Annotated in this window: 18 protein-coding genes; 9 read left to right on the forward strand and 9 right to left on the reverse strand. The window is 48.1% G+C overall.

Annotated features, from left to right (window positions below; all coding sequences use genetic code 11):
- Window positions 1–16: 16 nt before the first annotated feature.
- The 7 genes from QME45_04970 to QME45_05000 all read right to left on the reverse strand — a co-directional run bounded on the left by QME45_04970 (window position 17) and on the right by QME45_05000 (window position 5,983).
- Entirely contained in the window at window positions 17–1,279 is a 1,263-nt protein-coding gene (locus QME45_04970) for a phage portal protein (protein ID MDI6618014.1), read from the reverse strand.
- A gap of 18 nt (window positions 1,280–1,297) precedes the next feature.
- A complete protein-coding gene (locus tag QME45_04975; GenBank protein MDI6618015.1) occupies window positions 1,298–2,884 on the reverse strand; it encodes a terminase large subunit in 1,587 nt (528 codons plus the stop codon).
- 110 nt (window positions 2,885–2,994) lie between these two features.
- Complete coding sequence (locus tag QME45_04980; protein MDI6618016.1) at window positions 2,995–3,234, reverse strand: hypothetical protein; 240 nt, start codon at window positions 3,232–3,234, stop codon at window positions 2,995–2,997.
- A 13-nt stretch (window positions 3,235–3,247) separates the two neighbouring features.
- Window positions 3,248–3,412, reverse strand: coding sequence for a hypothetical protein (locus QME45_04985; protein ID MDI6618017.1), 165 nt, complete (start codon window positions 3,410–3,412; stop codon window positions 3,248–3,250).
- A gap of 138 nt (window positions 3,413–3,550) precedes the next feature.
- Window positions 3,551–3,949, reverse strand: coding sequence for a DUF4314 domain-containing protein (locus QME45_04990; GenBank protein ID MDI6618018.1), 399 nt, complete (start codon window positions 3,947–3,949; stop codon window positions 3,551–3,553).
- A gap of 13 nt (window positions 3,950–3,962) precedes the next feature.
- Window positions 3,963–4,631: a virulence protein gene (locus tag QME45_04995; GenBank protein ID MDI6618019.1), complete on the reverse strand. Its 669-nt coding sequence runs from the start codon at window positions 4,629–4,631 to the stop codon at window positions 3,963–3,965.
- A gap of 137 nt (window positions 4,632–4,768) precedes the next feature.
- Complete coding sequence (locus tag QME45_05000; GenBank protein ID MDI6618020.1) at window positions 4,769–5,983, reverse strand: site-specific DNA-methyltransferase; 1,215 nt, start codon at window positions 5,981–5,983, stop codon at window positions 4,769–4,771.
- A 170-nt stretch (window positions 5,984–6,153) separates the two neighbouring features.
- On the opposite strand from QME45_05000, the gene QME45_05005 reads away from it, so the two are divergent.
- On the forward strand, window positions 6,154–6,426 hold the full coding sequence (locus QME45_05005; protein MDI6618021.1) for a type II toxin-antitoxin system Phd/YefM family antitoxin: 273 nt from the start codon (window positions 6,154–6,156) through the stop codon (window positions 6,424–6,426).
- Complete coding sequence (locus tag QME45_05010) at window positions 6,413–6,730, forward strand: type II toxin-antitoxin system RelE/ParE family toxin (GenBank protein ID MDI6618022.1); 318 nt, start codon at window positions 6,413–6,415, stop codon at window positions 6,728–6,730. The genes QME45_05005 and QME45_05010 overlap by 14 nt, the downstream gene beginning before the upstream one ends.
- Before the next feature lies 1 nt (window position 6,731).
- On the opposite strand, the gene QME45_05015 is transcribed toward QME45_05010, so the two are convergent.
- Complete coding sequence (locus QME45_05015) at window positions 6,732–7,106, reverse strand: HNH endonuclease signature motif containing protein (GenBank protein MDI6618023.1); 375 nt, start codon at window positions 7,104–7,106, stop codon at window positions 6,732–6,734.
- Window positions 7,107–7,216: 110 nt separating this feature from the next.
- On the opposite strand from QME45_05015, the gene QME45_05020 reads away from it, so the two are divergent.
- The 7 genes from QME45_05020 (at window position 7,217) to QME45_05050 (ending at window position 18,259) form a co-directional block, all read left to right on the forward strand.
- Window positions 7,217–9,211: an Eco57I restriction-modification methylase domain-containing protein gene (locus QME45_05020; GenBank protein ID MDI6618024.1), complete on the forward strand. Its 1,995-nt coding sequence runs from the start codon at window positions 7,217–7,219 to the stop codon at window positions 9,209–9,211.
- Window positions 9,211–12,624 carry a DEAD/DEAH box helicase family protein gene (locus QME45_05025; protein MDI6618025.1) on the forward strand — a complete coding sequence of 1,138 codons (3,414 nt, stop codon included), beginning with the start codon at window positions 9,211–9,213 and terminating at the stop codon, window positions 12,622–12,624. Before QME45_05020 ends, QME45_05025 begins: the two co-directional genes overlap by 1 nt.
- Window positions 12,625–12,656: 32 nt before the next feature.
- Window positions 12,657–13,586: a DUF1837 domain-containing protein gene (locus tag QME45_05030; protein MDI6618026.1), complete on the forward strand. Its 930-nt coding sequence runs from the start codon at window positions 12,657–12,659 to the stop codon at window positions 13,584–13,586.
- A 14-nt stretch (window positions 13,587–13,600) separates the two neighbouring features.
- Window positions 13,601–13,825, forward strand: coding sequence for a hypothetical protein (locus QME45_05035; protein ID MDI6618027.1), 225 nt, complete (start codon window positions 13,601–13,603; stop codon window positions 13,823–13,825).
- Between the two features lie 129 nt (window positions 13,826–13,954).
- Window positions 13,955–16,204, forward strand: coding sequence for a DEAD/DEAH box helicase (locus QME45_05040; protein MDI6618028.1), 2,250 nt, complete (start codon window positions 13,955–13,957; stop codon window positions 16,202–16,204).
- 6 nt (window positions 16,205–16,210) lie between these two features.
- Window positions 16,211–17,626, forward strand: coding sequence for a DUF262 domain-containing protein (locus QME45_05045; GenBank protein MDI6618029.1), 1,416 nt, complete (start codon window positions 16,211–16,213; stop codon window positions 17,624–17,626).
- A 357-nt stretch (window positions 17,627–17,983) separates the two neighbouring features.
- The gene (locus QME45_05050) at window positions 17,984–18,259 is read left to right on the forward strand and encodes a recombinase family protein (protein ID MDI6618030.1); all 276 of its coding nucleotides are present in this window, start codon (window positions 17,984–17,986) and stop codon (window positions 18,257–18,259) included.
- Window positions 18,260–18,631: 372 nt separating this feature from the next.
- Here QME45_05050 and QME45_05055 read toward each other — a convergent pair.
- Window positions 18,632–19,023 (reverse strand): integrase core domain-containing protein (locus QME45_05055; GenBank protein MDI6618031.1); only part of this gene is annotated, 392 nt, incomplete at its 5' end.

Genomic DNA, 19,023 nt, shown 5'->3' on the forward strand with positions numbered 1-19,023 from the left:
TTCTGTAGATTGGTATTCATCGGGATTGTTCCTCCTCTCTGTTGTTGTCTGTACCTGCGAAAGCGCCGGCGTCGGCAAGCTTGGTCATGGCACCGTTAATGAGATACAGGTCGCCGCCTTGTTCCGCGGGGATGCGGTCGAGGTTCTCCAGTTCCCGGATATCGTTTGCCGACATCCAGCCATTCTGCCTTGCCGTCGCGTAGCCGTTCATGCGGCTGGCATAATCCCCGCGGAGCAGGCCTTCCACATTGAATTTCACAAAATAGGACTTTTTTTCGTCAGGAGTCAGGAGCCGCCGCTGAATGGACTGTTCCCAGCGGATCACCCATGGGTCCAGCGTATACTTCACAAACTCCAGGCTCTGCTGTTCAATATTGGAGAAGCTGGACTTTTCCAGATCTCCGACCATGTGCGGCGGCACACGGAAGATCCGCGCGATTTCATTGATCTGGAACTTGCGTGTTTCCAAAAACTGTGCCTGCTCCGGTGAAATGGAGATCGGCGTATATTTCATGCCTTCCTCCAGCACGGCGATCTTATTGCTGTTCGACGAGCCGCCGAAGGTCTGCTGCCAGCTTTCACGCACCTTGCTGGGATCCTTGATGGTGCCGGGATGCTCCAGGACACCGCTCGGCGCCGCACCGTTGGCGAAGAACTTGCTGCCGTATTCCTCTGTGGCAATCGCAAGTCCGATGGCGTTCTTAGCCATTGCGATGGGCGAGTAGCCCACCAGCCCGTCAAAGCCAAGCCCCGGAATATGCAGCACATCGGAAGGCTGAAGAATCACCATACTGCCTTTCATGGTGTGCACCTCATCGGAGGACCGCTGGTACTGGTAATACAGCTGTCCGTTCGTGTCCCGGTTGACCGTCATTTTGTTCGGCATCAGCGGATACAGGGCAATGACCTGGCCTTTGCCGTTGCGGATGATCTGGGCGTAGGCGTTTCCCCATAACAAAAGATGAGTCATCAGCGTTTCACGAAACACGAATGAACTCATCTCCGGATTCGGCTCGTCATGGAGCAGAAGGTATAACGGATGGCCGATGGCTTTTTCCTTGCCGCCGCCTTTCTTGTAGCGATAGAGGTGGAGGGGCAGCTCAGCAATCGCCTCCGACAGGATACGCACACAGGCATACACCGCCGTCATCTGCATCGCGGAGCGCTCGGTCACCAGCTTGCCGGAGGAAGAACCGCCGAGATAAAAGGCATAGCTGCTGCCCGGCGTCCTGTTCTCAGGTTTGTCCCTCGCTTTGAACAGTCCCGAAAATATACTCATTTCTTATCACGCTCCTTCCTAAAACACCAGAAGTCCTCTGGTGTCGTATACGCTTTCACCCGTGTCGTTCCCGCAGCGAATGGCACGGTCAAGCCCCATAATGGTGGCAATCGCACCGTCAATTTTCTCTGTGGATTTCTCCTTGTCCGCCTTGATGTTGCCGGCGGGGTCGGTGCGGATGTAGATGTTGTCCATCATCCACCGCAGCACCGGATGCCCGCCGTGGGCGATTTTCTCTTCCAGCACCAGCTTCATCAACTCCTTGGTGGGCGGGGACATATCCTTAAATCCCTGCCCGAACGGAATAACCGTAAAGCCCATGCCCTCAAGGTTCTGTACCATCTGCACGGCTCCCCAGCGGTCGAACGCAATCTCCCGGATATTGAAGCGCTCTCCGAGCCGCTCAATAAATTTCTCAATGTAGCCGTAATGCACCACATTGCCCTCCGTGGTCATGATCAGTCCCTGCCGCTCCCACAAGTCATAGGGAACATGGTCACGGCGGACACGCAGAGCGACCGTTTCTTCCGGAATCCAGAAGTACGGAAGGACGCTGTATTTTTCAGCTTCATCCTGCGGCGGGAACACCAGAACAAAAGCCGTAATGTCCGTTGTGCTGGAGAGGTCAAGGCCGCCGTAGCAGACGCGGCCTTCAAGGCTTTCCTCGTCGACTGGGAATGCGCAGGTGTCCCACTTATCCATCGGCATCCAGCGCACCGACTGTTTCACCCACTGATTAAGACGCAGTTGACGGAACGCATTCTCCTCGCCGGGATTCTGCTTTGCGGAATCACAGGCAGCTTTCACCTTGTCGATACCGACCGTGATGCCCAGGGAGGGATTGGCTTTCTTCCAGACCTCCGGATCCGTCCAGTCCTCATCCTCCGCCGTGCCGTAAATGACGGAATAGAAGGTGGGGTCGACCTTCCGTCCCGCCTGGATGTCCAGGGCTTTCTGATGCACCTCATAGCAGATGGAATTTGTATCATTGCCCGCCGTTGTAATCAGAAAGTACAGCGGCTGCATCCTTGCGTCACCGGAGCCCTGCAGCATGACGTCAAACAGCTTTCTGTTGGGCTGGGTGTGCAGCTCATCGAATATCACGCCGTGGGTGTTCGCCACGTCCGCCGAAAGCACCTGGTAGAAGCTGTTGGTCGGCTTATACACAAGTTTCTTCTGCGATTCCAGTATCTTCACGCGCTTGGCAAGCGCCGGACAAAAACGCACCATGTCCATGGCAACATCGAATACGATCTTCGCCTGGTTCCGGTCGGAGGCACAGCCGTACACCTCGGCGCGCTCCTCGCCGTCGCCGCAGGTGAGGAGCAGTGCGATCGCGGCCGCCAGTTCCGACTTGCCCTGTTTCTTTGGTATCTCGATATATGCCGTGTTGAACTGCCGATAACCGTTCTTTTTCAAAATGCCGAAGATGTCCCTTACAATCTGCTCCTGCCAGTCGATCAGCTCGAAGGGCTTGCCCGCCCAAGTGCCTTTGGTGTGGCAGAGGGATTCAATGAACATGGCGGCGTAATCCGCGGCTTTTTCATCGTAGCGTGAGGTTTTCGTCATGAACCTGGTAGGCTTGTATTTCTTCAGCTTTCGCACGGCGCATTGCCTCCTTTCCAGGAAAAATAAAGGACCGCCATCGGCAGTCCTGTAATAATTATCTGTACGAGACATAGCCCCGCAAAGGGGGCGTCTCGGATTTTTCGTGGTTAATTGTACTTTTCGAGGATGGTGGCGTACACCGACTTGATCTCGTATTCGTCGGGACAATGCACATCCCAGCCCCTGTCGTAGTTCACGACATCGCGGCTGTCGTTCAGTCTGCGGATGGTCAGCTTGGAAACGCGGCCGCCGTCAATGCCGAATCCGGAACCTTCCTCGTAGTGCTTGACCCAGTATTGGTATGAAACGTCCGTTTCCGGGTCGGTGAGAATGCCTTCGCTCCACATGGCGGTTTCCTCCTTACGGTTTCTCGGTCAGCTTCCTGTCGACCAGAATGCAGCGGCGCTCCCGGCCGGTTTCGTCCGCCGCGATAATGCGCAGCTCGCCGCTTTCAAAGGCGTTGTATGCCTTGATAAAGCGCCAGCCCTCGCCAAGCTGTTCCTTAATCATCTGCCTGTAATCCATCGTGGGTTCCTCCCTGAAAAAGTGTTGTGCGCCTTTCGGCATGTACATATATCACTCTGAACGCCCGGAACAGCAAGTCATTTCGCCGATATATCGTACACAAAGAATCCGGGGAAAAAGGGCGGGCAACTGTGTGCTTTATTCCTCGCCCGTGAGGATGAACCGGGAATAGGCTTGGCGCTCGGTTTCAAGAAAGTCTGCCAGCTCATAAAAGCCCATTTCCAGCGCGATGCTTTTGACGGCGTTTGTGTCAAACATATTCGCCCGCCCAGTGTCACGCACGACCAGAATCTGCTTCTTGACTGTATCGCATAAACCCGGCAGCCTGCGGACAATGTCCTCACCATAAACCACATTCAGACTGCTGCCATTGTCCCATCGCATGATAAGGGAGCCGGTGTCATCTACTCCCACAACCGTGCCCTTTGTGCCGGCGGGCGGGGCCTGCACATCATCCATCCGCACCAGTTCCACACGGGTGCCCTCCGGGTACTGCCGGCGGAGCCGCTCCACCGTTTCTCTGTTTGGAAAATTCATTCTGCTCACCGCCTTACCGTACTCTGGATTTGTAGGAGCCGTCGCCCTTGAGGTTCGCCAGCAGGATTTTCCGCGCCCGCTTGTATTCATCCCCGATGAAGCCCAGCGAAAGAAGCCAGCACCGCATAGCGTATTTGGGATTGTCCACCTCGCGCTCCCGGGCGGTGACGCGCTTTTTCTCCTTGGCCGCTTCGCAGAGCTTGGCAATCAGGGCGGTGTAGGCGGCGACGGTGTCGGCGTCGTCCGTAAACGGGAACCAGGGGAAGCACAGCCTGCCGCCGTCCCCGTCCGTCTGCCGAATGGGCAGTTCGTCCGTGCCCAGCGCCGCCTTCAGGAGCACGGCCTTGGCGTCCACCATTTTGAAAAGGTTGTCGAGCTTTTCGGGAGAAAAGCCGTCCGTCGGCATCTCAATGGTCAGAATGTCCGGTGCGGCGCTCTCGTTTTCCGATTCCGCTTCGTCGTAAGCGCGAACCTCGGCGGTAAAGCCGCGTTCCTTCAAGGCGGCCTCGAGCTCCCGGCTGTCCGGATCGGCGACCAGCCCGGTTTTGCCGACGCGGTAGGCGCCGACCTCATATTCAAACGAGGGCGCGCCGAGGTAATGGGCCGGCTGATTCAGAATTTCGCCGGCGGCGCCGGCCAGCGACTTGCGTTTCTCTCCGACAAGGTTGTAGTTGAGTTTCATTATGGAATCCTCCGTTTTGCTTTGATTCCGAAGGCTTTTTGTCCTCCGGTGACTACATATATCACTCTGAAGCGTGAGAATAGCAAGTCATTTCTGCGCCGTAATGTAGACAAAGATGCATACACGGATTTGTATAATTAAGCTTCTCTAGAAACGCTTTTCACGAGATCGGCGTAGGCATAAGTTCTGCCGTCCCTCTCGCAGGAGATGTCCGCGCCGCCGTTCTGTTTGAATTCGGCATAGCGGCGCAAAATCACACTTGCGTATTTTTCATCCAACTCCATCATGCGGCAAATGCGGTCGGTCTGCTCGCAGGCAATGAGCGTCGAACCGGAACCGCCGAAGGTGTCCAGCACGATGCCGTTTGCCTGGCTGGAGTTGCGGATGGGATAGGCCAGCAGGTCGAGGGGCTTTGACGTCGGGTGGTCGCTGTTCTTTACCGGCTTGGAGAAGTTCCAGACCGTGGCTTCCGAGCGGCCGGCGTACCACTTGTGCGTACCGGTTTTGAGCCAGCCGTAGAGAATTGGCTCGTGCTGCCACTGGTAGGGCGAACGTCCCATGACAAAGCTGTCCTTTACCCAAATGCAGGTTCCGGAGAGATGAAAGCCGGCTTCCCGGAACGCCCGGCGGAAGTTTTCGCCCTCGGTGTCCGCGTGGAAGATATAGGCGGAGCCGCCGCTTTCCAGACTGTCCGCCAGATTCCGGAACGCCGAAAGCAGAAAAGCATAGAACTGGTCTGATTTCTGGCTGTCGTTCCTGATTTTCAGCCCGCCGGAGCTTTTGAAATCCACGTTGTACGGCGGGTCGGTCAGAACAAGGTTTGCCTTCCGCCCGTCCATCAGCCTGCGGACGGTGTCGGCGTCGGTGGCGTCGCCGCAGATCAGACGGTGCCGCCCCAGCGTCCACACATCGCCGGGCAAAACAAAAGCCGCCTCTTCTAAAGCGGCCGTCAAATCGAAGTTATCGTCCTGAACCGTATTGCCGTCATCAGCAAAGAGCTTTTCAATTTCCTTCGGGTCAAACCCCGTCAATTCCAAATTAAAGCCAAAATCCTTCAGCTCGCCGAATTCAAGCGCCAGCAGTTCCTCGGCAACCATATCAAGGAAGGACGGTATATGGCGGCTGCTTTTGGTTTTTGATTTCTGCGCGTTTGAATTTTTTTCAAAACCTGTGTTTGATTTTTCACCCGCGGGAAATTTCAGCTTGGTCAGTTCCCGTTTTCCGGGGGTTGCCTTCGATGATCTTGTCCGCGAGCGGTTTCTTTGGACGGCCCGCGCTCGGCCTTGCTCTTCCTCTTGGCACGGGCATCGCCTCCTTTGCCGCGCTTTTTGAAAAAGCTTTTGATTTTGCAAAAATTCACGCGAGAGGCCGAGCGCGCTATTCGCTCACAAGGCCGCAGAGATTCAGACCGCCCCTCCCGCTGAATTCACAGCGTTTGGTTTATTTCAAAGTTGCGTCCTCATTGACTATCTAAAGAAATTCGTGTATAATATCTTTAGATTCATTCGAGGAGGTAAATGCTATGCCAAATATAAAATCCAGTACAGACCTGCGGAACAATTATAATGATATCTCCACCTTCTGCCATGAAAGCCGCGAACCTGTTTTTATCACAAAGAACGGACGGGGAGACTTGGCCGTCATGAGCATCGAAACCTACGAGGCGCTCAGCGGGAAACTGGAACTCTACCGCCTGCTTGACGAAGGCCGGGCCGCGGTGAAAGCCGGTAAAAAACGCCCGCTTGCGGAGGTCATGAAAGACATCAAACAAGGTATCGCCGATGGCTCAATATAGGGTGGACGTATCCGAGCCGGCCGAAAACGACCTAAAGGACATCGTCCGATATATCGCGTCACAGCTGTCCGCTCCCGTATCGGCGCTCCGTATGATGGAACTTCTCGAAGAAGCGATGGCGAGTCTGTCCGATATGCCGCAGCGCCGCTGTCTGCTTGTTGCAGACGAACGTCTATCCCAAATGGGATACAGGAAGTTACCCATGAAAAACTACATCGTGTTCTTTTCCATCGACGAGAAGAACAAGGTGTTTGACGTCGAAAGAATTCTTTACGGCAGACGCGACTGGCTCAGAATTTTGTAATCTATGCAATGACAGAGTGACTCTCTGAAAAGTAATCGCCCTGTTTTGCGTGCAAATGGCTGTGACATTCCTGACACAGCGCCTGCAGATTGCTCCAGTCGTTCGTGCCGCCGCCGGTCAGCCTGCGCTTGTGGTGGACCAGTTCGGCGGGGGTCAGCCTGCCTTCTTCCCGGCAGCACTCGCGCAGCGGGTGCGCGGACAGAAACGCTGCCTGGATCTTTGCCCACGACCTGCCGTAGCGCTTGTTGCTTTCCAGGTCGCGGCCGTACCGGTTGTAGCGACTGGCTTCCAGCTTTGCGTGCTCCTCGCAGTAGCGCCCGGCGGTCAGCTTGGGACAGCCCGGGTAGGCGCAGGGCTTTTTTGCCTTGTACGGCATGGACTGCCATCTCCTTGCCCGAAGTCGACGAATGGATCAGATCCGGCGGCGCATCAGACGAGAACAACACGGAAAATAATGAACAGGCTTAAAGGAGGGAAGTTCCGTTTGTGGAAAAACTTATAGACATTCAGAGCGGTCCGGTAGTTCCTCTTCTGGACTTGCTTCTTAAGGATAAATCAACAAAGAAAAACATCATCTGGGCAACCGATACCTATGAGGAACTTGGACATGGCTTCACAGATAAGGAACCGATAAGCCGAAGCTTTCTCTTGCAGCATGCGGACATCATCAAGCCTCGCATACAGAAATCTCAGGAGGCACAGCAGGAACGCACACGAAAAAAAGCCGAGGTTTTCACCCCAGCGTGGCTGTGTAACTTGATGAACAATGATTGCGATGAGGAATGGTTCGGCAGGAAAGACGTATTCAATGCAGAAAACGACGACCACACATGGACGGTTGCCGAAGAATCGATTGCGTTTCCAAAGAGAAAGACTTGGAAACATTATGTGGATTCACGGCGGCTTGAAATCACCTGTGGAGAGGCACCTTATCTTGTATCCCGCTATGATGTGTCAACAGGACAGCTTATCGTGCCGCCAAAGCGTCGGATTGGGCAGCTCGACCGGAAGCTCCGGATCGTGAATGAAAATGCAGCTGATTACGACGAGTGGGTCAAATGGGCAATCCGGGCGTTCGAGGCGTCCTACGGGTACGAGTATCAGGGCGACAATCTTCTGATAGCCCGAATCAATTTGCTCCTGACATTTATCGACTACTATCAGGAACGGTGGGGCAAGGAACCTGACGAGAAGCTGCTTCAGACAGTGGCAAATAAAATTGTATGGAACATCTGGCAGATGGACGGATTGAAAGACACTGTCCCGCTTGGAAAGCCGTACGAGGAATTCCGGCAGATGACGCTTTTCGATATGTCTTCTGAAATGACCGATGAAGAACTGGAAGCCATACCCTCTAAAATATATGACTGGAGAAGAGATAACTCCATTCGTTTTAATAAGCTAAAGGAGATGAAAGCCATGGGACATAAACTTTTTGATTTTGTGATTGGAAATCCGCCGTATAATGAGGCGGCTCCTGGAGATTCTACAAGTGATAAACCTGTTTATCATATTTTCTTTGATGAAGTCTCAAAGGTTTCCGATAAGGTTGAACTTGTAACACCAGGACGATTTTTATTTAATGCTGGAGCAACCCCAAAAGAATGGAATAAAAAAATGCTTTCAAGCAAGCATGTAAAAGTTCTTGAGTATGAAGAAAATGCCTCAAGATACTTTGGAAATACAGCTATTACAGGTGGGGTCGCTGTTACATATATCGACAACACAAGGGAATTTAAACCAATAGATATATTTGTGCCATATGATGAATTAAAAAATATCATTTTGAAAGCGAAAGCTTATAAGGGCTTTGAATCATTGAGCTCAATTATTTCCGGGAGAACGCCGTATTTATTCACTGATAAAATGCATGAGGACTTTCCAGAAGCTATATTAATGCTTAGTAAAGGTCATGCAAGCGATATATCCTCTAATGCGTTCACTGCTTTACCAAATATTTTTTTACAAGTATGCCCTTCCGATGAAAACAAATATTACAGGGTATTAGGAAGATTAAATAACAAAAGAGCATATTTCTGGATTAGAAGAGAATATGCTCGCGGACGTCTCGATGAATATATCGGAACGTGGAAAGTGTTCCTGCCTAAGGCAAATGGAGCTTCGGGTATGTTGGGAAAAGAAGCTGCGAGACTCATAAGCAAACCTGTTGTTGGAAGTCCGGAAGAAATTGCAACAGATACTTTCATCGTTGTTGGTCACTATGATAATCAGTATGAAGCTGAATCTGTTTTGAAGTATCTAAATAGCAAATTTTCAAGGGCTTTGTTAGGTGCATTAAAGGTAACACAAATCAACTCGAAAGAAACGTGGGAATATGTTCCTCTTCAAGACTTTACTTCTACTTCCGATATCGACTGGTCAAAATCCGTTCACGAAATTGATCTTCAACTCTATCGAAAGTACGGACTTGATGAAAAGGAGATTAACTTCATAGAATCGCATGTAAAGGAGATGGCGTGATGGCAGGCATAAAGATAAAAACAGCCTATAAGGTTGTCCCCCAATGCTATGCGTACACGACGCCGGGAGTGCCAGTACATGACGGCTGGACAAAGATCGGATTTACAGAGCGGGATGTTGAGACTCGCATCAATGAGCAGACGCATACGGTCGGAGTTGATCACAAAACTTGGTGGCACCTGCGCGCCGCATACATGACGGAACCATTCGGAACCTTTACCGATAAGGGCTTTCACGCTTATCTGAAAAAACTCGGCGTCAACCGTGAGAAAGGAACGGAGTGGTTCCGCATCGAGCCAAAAACCGCAAAGGGCGATTTTATCGATTTTGCCCAGAATCACGGCGTTGTTTCCGATGGCGACGCGGACGCAGTCATTCCGTATCAGCTCCGCGATGAGCAGAACAAAGCGGTTGAGATGGCGCTTGCCTATTTCAAATCTCACAGCAACGGCGAATTTCTATGGAATGCAAAGCCGCGTTTTGGAAAAACACTTTCGGCTTATGATCTGTGCAGAAGGCTTCATGCGACGAATATTCTGATTGTGACGAACCGCCCGGCGATTGCAAACTCGTGGTATTCGGATTATGAGACGTTTTTCGGCCCGCAGTCCGGCTATCTGTTTGTCAGCAATGTGGACGGCATCAAAGACAAAAAATATGTGATGAGCCGTCAGGAGTATCTTGACAGGCTGCTGGATGGAGATAGCCGCGTTAAAGGCTGTATCGAATTTGTGAGTCTGCAGGATCTTAAAGGTTCCATCTATTTTGGAGGGCAGTATGACAAGTTATCAGAAGTAAGCGCACAAAAAGGCTTAAACTGGGATATTATGATCGTAGATGAGGCGCATGAAGGCGTCGATACATACAAGACGGATACCGCTTTTAATCATATTAAGCGTAAATGGACATTGCATCTTTCCGGCACGCCGTTTAAGGCATTGGCAAATGACAAATTTGCGGATGATGCGATTTTCAACTGGACGTATGCGGACGAGCAGAAGAAAAAGCGTGATTGGGATGATTCCAGCGAAATCGAGAACCCGTATGAAACCCTTCCGCGGCTTAGTCTGTTTACATATCAGATGTCGGATATCATTTGCGACAAGGTAAAACATGGAATTGAGCTTGCAGACAATGATGTGGAAGAATATGCTTTCGATCTGAATGAGTTCTTCAAGACGAACGAATCCGGAAAGTTCATACATGACGCGGATGTGGACAAGTTTCTCGATGCACTAACACGTCAGGAGAAGTTTCCGTTCTCTACACCGGAGCTGCGAAACGAGCTGAAACATACGTTCTGGCTGCTAAATCGCGTAGCAGGTGCTAAGGCTTTGGCAAAGAAGCTGGAGCTTCACCCTGCGTTCAAGGATTATCACATTATCCTTGCAGCAGGCGATGGCAAGCTGGATGACGATGACGAAAATGAGAAGGCATTCGATCGCGTCACCAAGGCCATCAAAGAATACGATAAGACCATTACTCTGTCTGTCGGCCAGCTCACGACCGGCGTCACGATTCCGAAGTGGACGGCCGTGCTGATGCTTTCGAACATGGCAAGCCCGGCACTGTATATGCAGGCCGCTTTCCGCGCTCAAAATCCGTGCCTGTTTCATGATGCACAGGGCAATTCCTACCGGAAACAGAACGCTTATGTCTTTGATTTTGATCCGGCGCGTACACTAACGATCTTTGAGAAGTTCGCCAATGACCTGATTCCGGAGACATCAGGTGATAAGGGAGATTTTGATCAGCGCAAGCAGCATGTTCGCGAGCTTTTGAACTTCTTCCCTGTCTATGGTGAAGATGACCAGGGATCTATGATAGAACTGGATGCCGAGTCCGTTCTCACAATTCCGCGGCACATTCATGCCAAGGAAGTCGTAGAGCGCGGATTCATGTCCAACTTCCTTTTCACCAACATTTCCGGCATTTTCGGAGCACCGAAAGAGATCATCGACCTTATCAACGGTATGCAGGCAATTGAGGAACCCAAGACGCTGGCGCCTGTCGGGGTTGACGAAGGGACAGCTGATAAACTAAATCTTAATGAAAACGGTAACGTGGAAATCCCGAAGGAACAGGTTATCGGCACAGCAAGCGAGCTTTTCGGAGACAAGGTTTATGGGGATGTGGATCAAAAACTGGCGGATGCAGTTGAAGACATCACCAAGCATGTTGAGATGACAAAGGATCCAAAGAAAGATAAACTGAAGGAACTTCGTGAAAAATTTTCCAAGCCGATCGCCAATACGCTTATGGATTCAGCAAGAGCGCAGTACGGCCAAGACTTGAAAAAATCCACACAGAATCAACTGGAGCGGAAAATTCAGGAAACCACGGATACTGTAGTCAACCGGGAATACGGTGATTACACCATCTGCGATCACCAGATTGTCAAAGAACGTGACGACAAGATCTACGAGGCACAGAAGTCCGGTGCTTCCATGTCGGAAATCTCAAAACTTGATGATAAGTATACGCAGAAACGGCTTCAAGGCTACCGGAATATGGTGCAGAATATTCAGAAGAAACTTCATGATGATGAGACCGTCAAGAGGGCAGCGGAAACCATCGTCGAAACAGTAGAGACGGAAAAACTCAATAATCAGAAAGATTCGATTGAAGGCAGTGTGAGGGATCACCTACGTGGTTTTTCCCGTACCATACCCGCATTTCTTATGGCCTATGGTGATGAAAATACGACACTGGAAAATTTCGATTCACTCGTACCAGCAGATGTTTTTTGGGAAGTAACGGTTAATCCGCAGAGCGGAGAAGGCGTTACGCTGGAGCAGTTCCGCTTGCTGCGTGATGGTGGCGACTACTATCAAAAGAATGAGAATGGAAACGAAATTCGAGACGAGGAACACAAGAGGCATTTTGATGGCCACCTGTTTGATGAAGTCGTCTTCAATGATGCGGTTCAGGAATTTATGAAGAAACGCGCCGAACTGGCTGATTACTTTGATGAGACCGGCAAAGGCGACATTTTTGACTATATTCCGCCGCAGAAAACAAACCAGATCTTCACGCCAAAGCGCGTGGTCAAGGACATGCTTGATCGCTTGGAGCAGGAGAATCCCGGATGCTTCGATGATCCGAATAATACGTTTGCTGATCTTTACATGAAGTCAGGCATGTACATTACAGAGATTGTCACCCGCCTGTACCAGAGCAAGCGTATGAAAGCTTTGTATCCTGATAATGCGGAAAGATTGAATCATATCTTTGCAAAACAGGTATATGGTTGTGCACCGACGGAAATCATCTACCGGATTTGCCTAAGGTACATTCTTGGATTCAGTGATGAGATCCATATTGATAAGTACAACATTAAGCTGTGCGACACATTGGGATATGCAAAGAGCGGAACACTTGAAGAAGAGATGGAAAGACTGTTTGACCTGTAAGGGATGAACATTGATTGGAGGCGTAGTTGTACATGGGAAGCATGATTGGGAGAACCCTGCCGGAAGCAGGGTTGGACACCATCTTTAAAGAGGTCAAGCATCATGAGACGCTTGGCCTCCGAAATTCGGGGCAACTGCGCCTCTTTCACCTGCAAGTAAACAATAACAAGTTCATTTTCACCAGCCTTGAGGATTATCTGACCGGCATTATAAGCGAGTATGTGTTCTCCAGAGCGCAGATGGAGAAACTGACAGACCCAAAATCCGGTATCAACCCAAGGAGCATAGGGGTCAAAGCGCTCCGCGTCATGAAGAAAAATGGTGTTGCTGATCAGAAAGGAACAGGTAATGAACTCGGTGAAATCCTTCTGTATGCATTCCTTGAAGACATTCTCGGAGCACCAAAGTTGTTTAGCAAGGTTGAACTGAATGCTGACTCTACGCCATTCGGAAAGGAAAGTGACAGCATTCATCTTCTCTCACTTGGAGATGAGTCCGGAACAACAATATACCAGACAGTTTTCGGAACATCCGACATTGACGGTGAGATAGAAAACGCGATTGACAAGGCTTTTGATACTATAGAGCGTATTGAAAATGAAAATGGCGAAGGAATAAGTCTTGTGGCAAATCAGGCCTTTGAAGAATCATTCGATCCAGATGTGATTTTAAGGGTCAAAAATGCTATTGTGCCAGGACCTGGAACACCGATAGTGAGCGATAGAGCATATGGCGTGTTCCTCGGTTATTCTCTTGGACTTGATCCCAGTACAAGAAGCACCGTTGAATTTCTTCGGGATATGGATAGAAAAATGGAAGCTGATATAAGACAGCATGCGAATTATATCGCTGAAAAAATAAAAAACCTCAGATTGGAAACTCGATCGTTTTATTTCTATATAGTTCCTTTTAATAATGCAGAAGCAGACAAGAAACAGGTCATGGAAGACCTGCTAATGTGAGCGGGGCGGTATGAATGAGCGGAAACGGAATAAAGCTCGGTGATGCCATCTTTGCCGACATTCTGCGCTTCGCTGATATCCTCTCCAAATCCAACGATCCGAAGAAAGCTGACTCACATAAGGTCTGGGCACAGGAAATTGCTATTCTCATGAACGACCTCTATCCAGGTGATTCTCTTGTTAAAATTTATGCTGGAAATGTGTTCTCAAGCGTTGAAAATCACAAGGGCATCGAGTAGATTGACAGTGGATACCAGGAGCCTAACGCACTCGAGGAAATATTTGCAGAATTCCGCATTGACTATTTAACCATCCCGGCTGAACCTGGCGAGAAATTCTTCAGCGAGCAAAAGATTGCATATGATCACCTGAGAGATGATTGTTTCAGCTATTCCGCACCAACATCAATGGGAAAATCTTTTATCATGCGGATGTTCATAAAAGATGAGATCATGCATGGAGAGAAAAAGAACTACGCATTGATCGTACCGACGAAAGCTTTGATAAATGAAGTGCGTGCCAAGGTAATCGACGATCTTGGAGGAGAAAAGAATTCTGAAAAAATCAACTACCTTGCTCGATACGACTACAGCGTTGTGACGGCGGCTAGCGATATTGCACTGGAAGAAACTCACAATTTTGTTTTCGTAATGACTCCAGAAAGACTTCTTTATCTGCTCATTTCCAAACCCAGCCTTAACCTGGACTACCTGTTCATCGACGAGGCACATAAACTGTCAGGCAAAAATAACCGTGCCCCATTTTACTATAAGGTAGTTGATATGTTGCTGCAAAGGACAAAGAAACCACATTTCATTTTTGCCTCACCGAACATACCGAATCCAAGAGTGTATCTAAGAATGATGACGGAGGCGGAAACTGGTGATGAGAATGCCCTCACTATTACATATTCGCCTGTCGTGCAGATTAAGTTCATTGTTGATCTACAGCATGGGAAAATAGAGATCTATAACGGACATAAAACTGAGCATAAAAATGTAACAATTCTGCTTGCAGGCATTGATAGAGTAAGCGCAGAATTGAACAATTTTTTGCTGGCTTTTGAATCACAAAACCAGAAGCGCCCAAAGGAAAAGAAGAAACAGAGTATTGTTTATTACAATAGTCGTGATAAAGCCATTAATGCAGCGCACAGATTTTCAGAAAGTGTAGGGCCTAGGGGGCTGAAAAACGATCCGATGCTTGAAGACTTGGCAAAGGATATACGTGAGGGAGTTCATGAGCAGTATTATCTTGCCGACATGGTTAGGCAGGGAATAGCCTACCATATAGGATATCTGCCCGCATCAATTCGTGCCAGGATAGAAGAGATGTTTCAATCAGGACATGTTACGGTTATGTTCTGTACGAGCACACTGCTTGAAGGAGTTAATCTTCCAGCGGACAATCTCTTTATTATGGATAACAAGATTGCATTAAGCGAGATGAATCCAGTTGACTTCAGAAATCTCATAGGCCGGGTCGGTCGTATTAGCTTTAACTTGTATGGAAACGTGTTCTTTGTGTCTGAAAAAGGGAACAAAGTAACTGCAGATGATTATGTACGAATGCTGCAACAGGAGGTGCCAGAGCAGGCTCTTTCAATAGCAACTAATCCACATGTTTTGAAAAAGGTGGAAAAGCAATACATCGCGAACATTCTTAAAAGTGGTCAATCCGAAATACCTAAGCGCATCAATGAGAATGGTGACCCTCTGCAAACTGAGGAATCATATGTGATGATGCGTAAATTCGGATTGATTCTTCAACGGGACATCGTTAACAATCGTGACAGCCTCGTACGTAGAGAATTCAAAGATTTTCTGACTTCTGCAGACGAGGAGTACATTAGAGAAATATTCACGAAATCGGAGGTCAAGCCAGACGATGACATCAATACATCTGTCGATCAGACAGGGAGATTGATCGCCGCAATTAGCCGAAAAAACAATCCACTGCAATATCCTAAATTGGTCAATGGTAAATTCCACTATGCAGATGTGCTTCATTTTCTCGATGAGTTAAGCGATGTGTTCAGATGGGACATCTACGAATCAGGAACACTTGGCAAAATTTCATTGAGGAGCTGGTATGCTGTAATACTTTGCCAATGGATGGAAGGCGGCGGCCTGAAGTACATTATGGATAGAGCTTTGGATTATCACAAGGACCATCCGGATAATTTCTGGCTTAATAGGTACACGAAGACGTGTTATGATTATCGCTCTATTGAGCATCATAATATTGTCTTTTCAGATACGCTTGAAGTCATAGAAAACATCATACTTTTCAGTATATCGAATTATTTTCTGCGTTTTTCAAACGAGTACCGAAGACTCAAAGGTGACGAAGCACTTGATGAGAATAACTGGTATGAATACGTGGAATATGGAACTACAAATCCGTTGACGATTTTATTACAGAGGAATGGATTTTCCCGAGAATCGGCGAGATATGTCAAAGAACATCGAGAGTATGTAATAACAGACGGAAGTACCGGAAAATTGAAACTGAAAGCGTCGCTCGCTGAATGTGGCAATACAGATGTTCGAAACGAGGTCATATACGTCAGGCAGAATTCGCCTGAAATTTTCATTGAAGAAGAACAGAGAGGTTAAAGTCACATGAAGACTAACGACAGACAGCTTACAGACCTTATGAAAGCTGTAGACAGCGGAGCGGCACAACTTCCTGATTTTCAAAGAGGATGGGTCTGGGATGATGGACGTATCAAGGCACTAATACTGAGTGTCATTCATAATTTTCCTGTAGTCACTGCGATGTTCCTCGAATACGGAAATGAAAATATACACTTCAAGCATAAACTGATCGAGGGTTCTCCCGCAGATCCAGCCACAGAACCGGATGAGCTTATCCTTGACGGTCAGCAGCGTCTAACCTCCCTTTACAATGCCCTTTACAGCAAGAATCCTGTTCACACAAAGACGGATAAGGGAAAAGAGATAGATCGTTACTACTACCTGGACATAAGTAAGGCTCTTGATCCACAAACGGACGATGAAGATGTTGTAGTTTCAGTGCCGGCAAATAAGCAGATCACCTCGGATTTCGGAAGAAATATTGTCATTGATCTTTCGACGCAGGATCAGGAATTTAATTTTAAGATGTTCCCGCTGAACATTATTCTCAACATTGCTGAAGAGCAGAATTGGCAGAACAAGTATTTTGCCCATTATGGATATGACGCTGAGGTAATAAAACAGTTCACAGAATTGCTCTCAAAAGTTATCATGCCGACACAGCAATACCAGATGCCAGTAATATTGCTGGACAAAAACACGCCGAAAGAGGCGGTCTGCCAGGTTTTCGAAAATGTAAATACCGGCGGGGTTTCATTGACCGTTTTTGAGCTTGTTACAGCTATTTTTGCAATGGATGACTTCCCGCTGAGAAAAGACTGGGAAGATAGACAATCAAGATGGTTCTCGGATGACCTGCTGTTAAATGTGACAGCCACGGATTTTCTTACTGCTCTTACATTGCTTGCATCGTTTAAAGCTAATAGGACCGTCAGTTGCAAGAAAAAAGATGTACTCAGCCTCTCGCTTGCCGAGTACAAAAAATATGCCGATAGCCTGTGCAGCGGTTTTTCAATTGCAGAAAAGCTTCTGAAGGAGGAAAGAATCTTTGCAAGCCGTGACCTTCCTTACAGTACACAGCTAATTCCGCTTTCTGCAATATGCACTGTTCTGATGGACAACAATAGAATTCATACGACGACTGTAAAGAACATGGTCAAGCAATGGTATTGGTGCGGTGTGTTTGGAGAGCTATATGGTTCGGCGAATGAGACAAGGTATGCAAATGACATTGTCCAGGCCGTGAAATGGATTAATGATAATGGCGACCTGCCAAAAACAGTAACAGATTTTTACTTTAATCCAATGCGTCTGCTTGGCCTTCAATCACGGCAATCAGCAGCCTATAAAGGCATGATGGCTTTGATACTTAAAAATCATGCCCGTGATTTCATTTCCGGCAATGAAGTGCAACAGGCGTTCGGCGCAGAGTTGAAATAAAATATTCAAGGTTGCCTTTAAACCTGATACTCACTTCCTGTACTCGTTGCATTTTATGCCGGAAATGAAATCAATCTCGTTCACTCGACCTCTGACCATGGACTTATTCCCATGTATACACAGAATGTAAAAAACAGTAATGACTTATTTCCTTTGCCTAAAATATGGTAAAATACATATAAGACATTAACCCCATGGGCTCGTTGCACGTTGAGTTCGTGGTATTGATGTCACGCAAATAGCAGACAAAATCTAAAGGAAAACCACAATATGCTTTGGTTTACGGAATATAGTCTATTTATAATAGACACTAAATATGATTAGACTAAAAGCACACGAGACTGGAGGTGCTGCAATATGGAATTAGCAAAGAATGTGCAGTTTATTCCCGCAAGACCTAAGCGGGAAGTTACTCCGGTTGCTATTTACTGCAAAGTAAGCACAGCGGATGCTGCACAATTGGATAGCCTTTCAAATCAAGTTTCTGCACTCACCAGTTATGTCTCAAATTTTGATGAATGGAAGCTTGTCGATGTCTATGTAGAGGTATCAAGCAGTAAAAAAGTTTCGTCACACAAACAGTTTGGCAGGATGATAAGAGGCTGCAAAAGCGGAAAATTAAACTCATTGTAGCTAAATCAATAGAGCGTATGGGACGAGACACAGTAGAAGTTCTGACCGGCATTAGAGTAATAAAAGACAGTGGAGCAAGGCTTTTGCTTGTTGACAGTCTTATGGATACAGAATATGGATGATGAGATGCTCACTTCAATCGTAGCGTCTCTCGCACAAGCTGATAATGAATCACGCAGCAAGAATATTAAAATCGGATATCGGCACCATGCCACCAACGGCTCATCAGGTTTGTATAAGCGTAAATGCTATGGGTATGGGGCATGATGAAAATGAAAAATTGGTGATAAAAGAGGATGAGGCGGAAATAGTGCACCTTATCTTCGCTGATTGTCAAGATAGTTGTCAGTAATTCTTTAAATTTTTTGGTAGCTATGAGGCAACTTTTTCATCTGCCCCAGCAGCCTCGATTTCTTCAACCACTCTGTCTGGATTCAGATATACTTTATCCGGCAAAGTCCAGTCACGGGTACTGCGGTTATTCCAGCGTTCCGGGTGAGCCGCTTTTGCAGCCTCATACACCGCATGTCGTCTGGCAAGGATCGCCTGTCCTTCACCATTATGTTGCTGTGCTGGTGTAAGAAATTTGATGCCACTGTGATGGTGCTCATAGCGATACCAGTTTACAAAGTTTTTACACCATAAGCGGGCCTCTCCGAGGTTTATGAATCCTTTTGGCTGATAATTCGGTCGGTATTTCAGTGTTTTGAATAAGCTCTCTGCGTACGGATTGTCATTGCTGACACGAGGACGATTGTTTGACG

Source organism: Clostridiales bacterium, from assembly GCA_030016385.1.
In the GTDB taxonomy this organism is placed as follows: Bacteria; Bacillota; Clostridia; order Clostridiales; family Oxobacteraceae; genus JASEJN01.

What these genes read in the sequence shown, in the direction of transcription:
- QME45_04980 (MDI6618016.1), bottom strand. Translation starts at nt 3,234, where the DNA reads ATGTGGAGCGAAGGCATTCTCACCGACCCGGAAACGGACGTTTCATAC.
- QME45_04995 (MDI6618019.1), bottom strand. Translation starts at nt 4,631, where the DNA reads ATGAAACTCAACTACAACCTTGTCGGAGAGAAACGCAAGTCGCTGGCC.
- QME45_05015 (MDI6618023.1), bottom strand. Translation starts at nt 7,106, where the DNA reads ATGCCGTACAAGGCAAAAAAGCCCTGCGCCTACCCGGGCTGTCCCAAG.
- QME45_05005 (MDI6618021.1), top strand. Translation starts at nt 6,154, where the DNA reads ATGCCAAATATAAAATCCAGTACAGACCTGCGGAACAATTATAATGAT.
- QME45_04990 (MDI6618018.1), bottom strand. Translation starts at nt 3,949, where the DNA reads ATGAATTTTCCAAACAGAGAAACGGTGGAGCGGCTCCGCCGGCAGTAC.
- QME45_05030 (MDI6618026.1), top strand. Translation starts at nt 12,657, where the DNA reads ATGGGAAGCATGATTGGGAGAACCCTGCCGGAAGCAGGGTTGGACACC.
- QME45_04970 (MDI6618014.1), bottom strand. Translation starts at nt 1,279, where the DNA reads ATGAGTATATTTTCGGGACTGTTCAAAGCGAGGGACAAACCTGAGAAC.
- QME45_05050 (MDI6618030.1), top strand. Translation starts at nt 17,984, where the DNA reads ATGGAATTAGCAAAGAATGTGCAGTTTATTCCCGCAAGACCTAAGCGG.
- QME45_05025 (MDI6618025.1), top strand. Translation starts at nt 9,211, where the DNA reads ATGGCAGGCATAAAGATAAAAACAGCCTATAAGGTTGTCCCCCAATGC.
- QME45_04985 (MDI6618017.1), bottom strand. Translation starts at nt 3,412, where the DNA reads ATGGATTACAGGCAGATGATTAAGGAACAGCTTGGCGAGGGCTGGCGC.
- QME45_05035 (MDI6618027.1), top strand. Translation starts at nt 13,601, where the DNA reads ATGAGCGGAAACGGAATAAAGCTCGGTGATGCCATCTTTGCCGACATT.
- QME45_05045 (MDI6618029.1), top strand. Translation starts at nt 16,211, where the DNA reads ATGAAGACTAACGACAGACAGCTTACAGACCTTATGAAAGCTGTAGAC.
- QME45_05010 (MDI6618022.1), top strand. Translation starts at nt 6,413, where the DNA reads ATGGCTCAATATAGGGTGGACGTATCCGAGCCGGCCGAAAACGACCTA.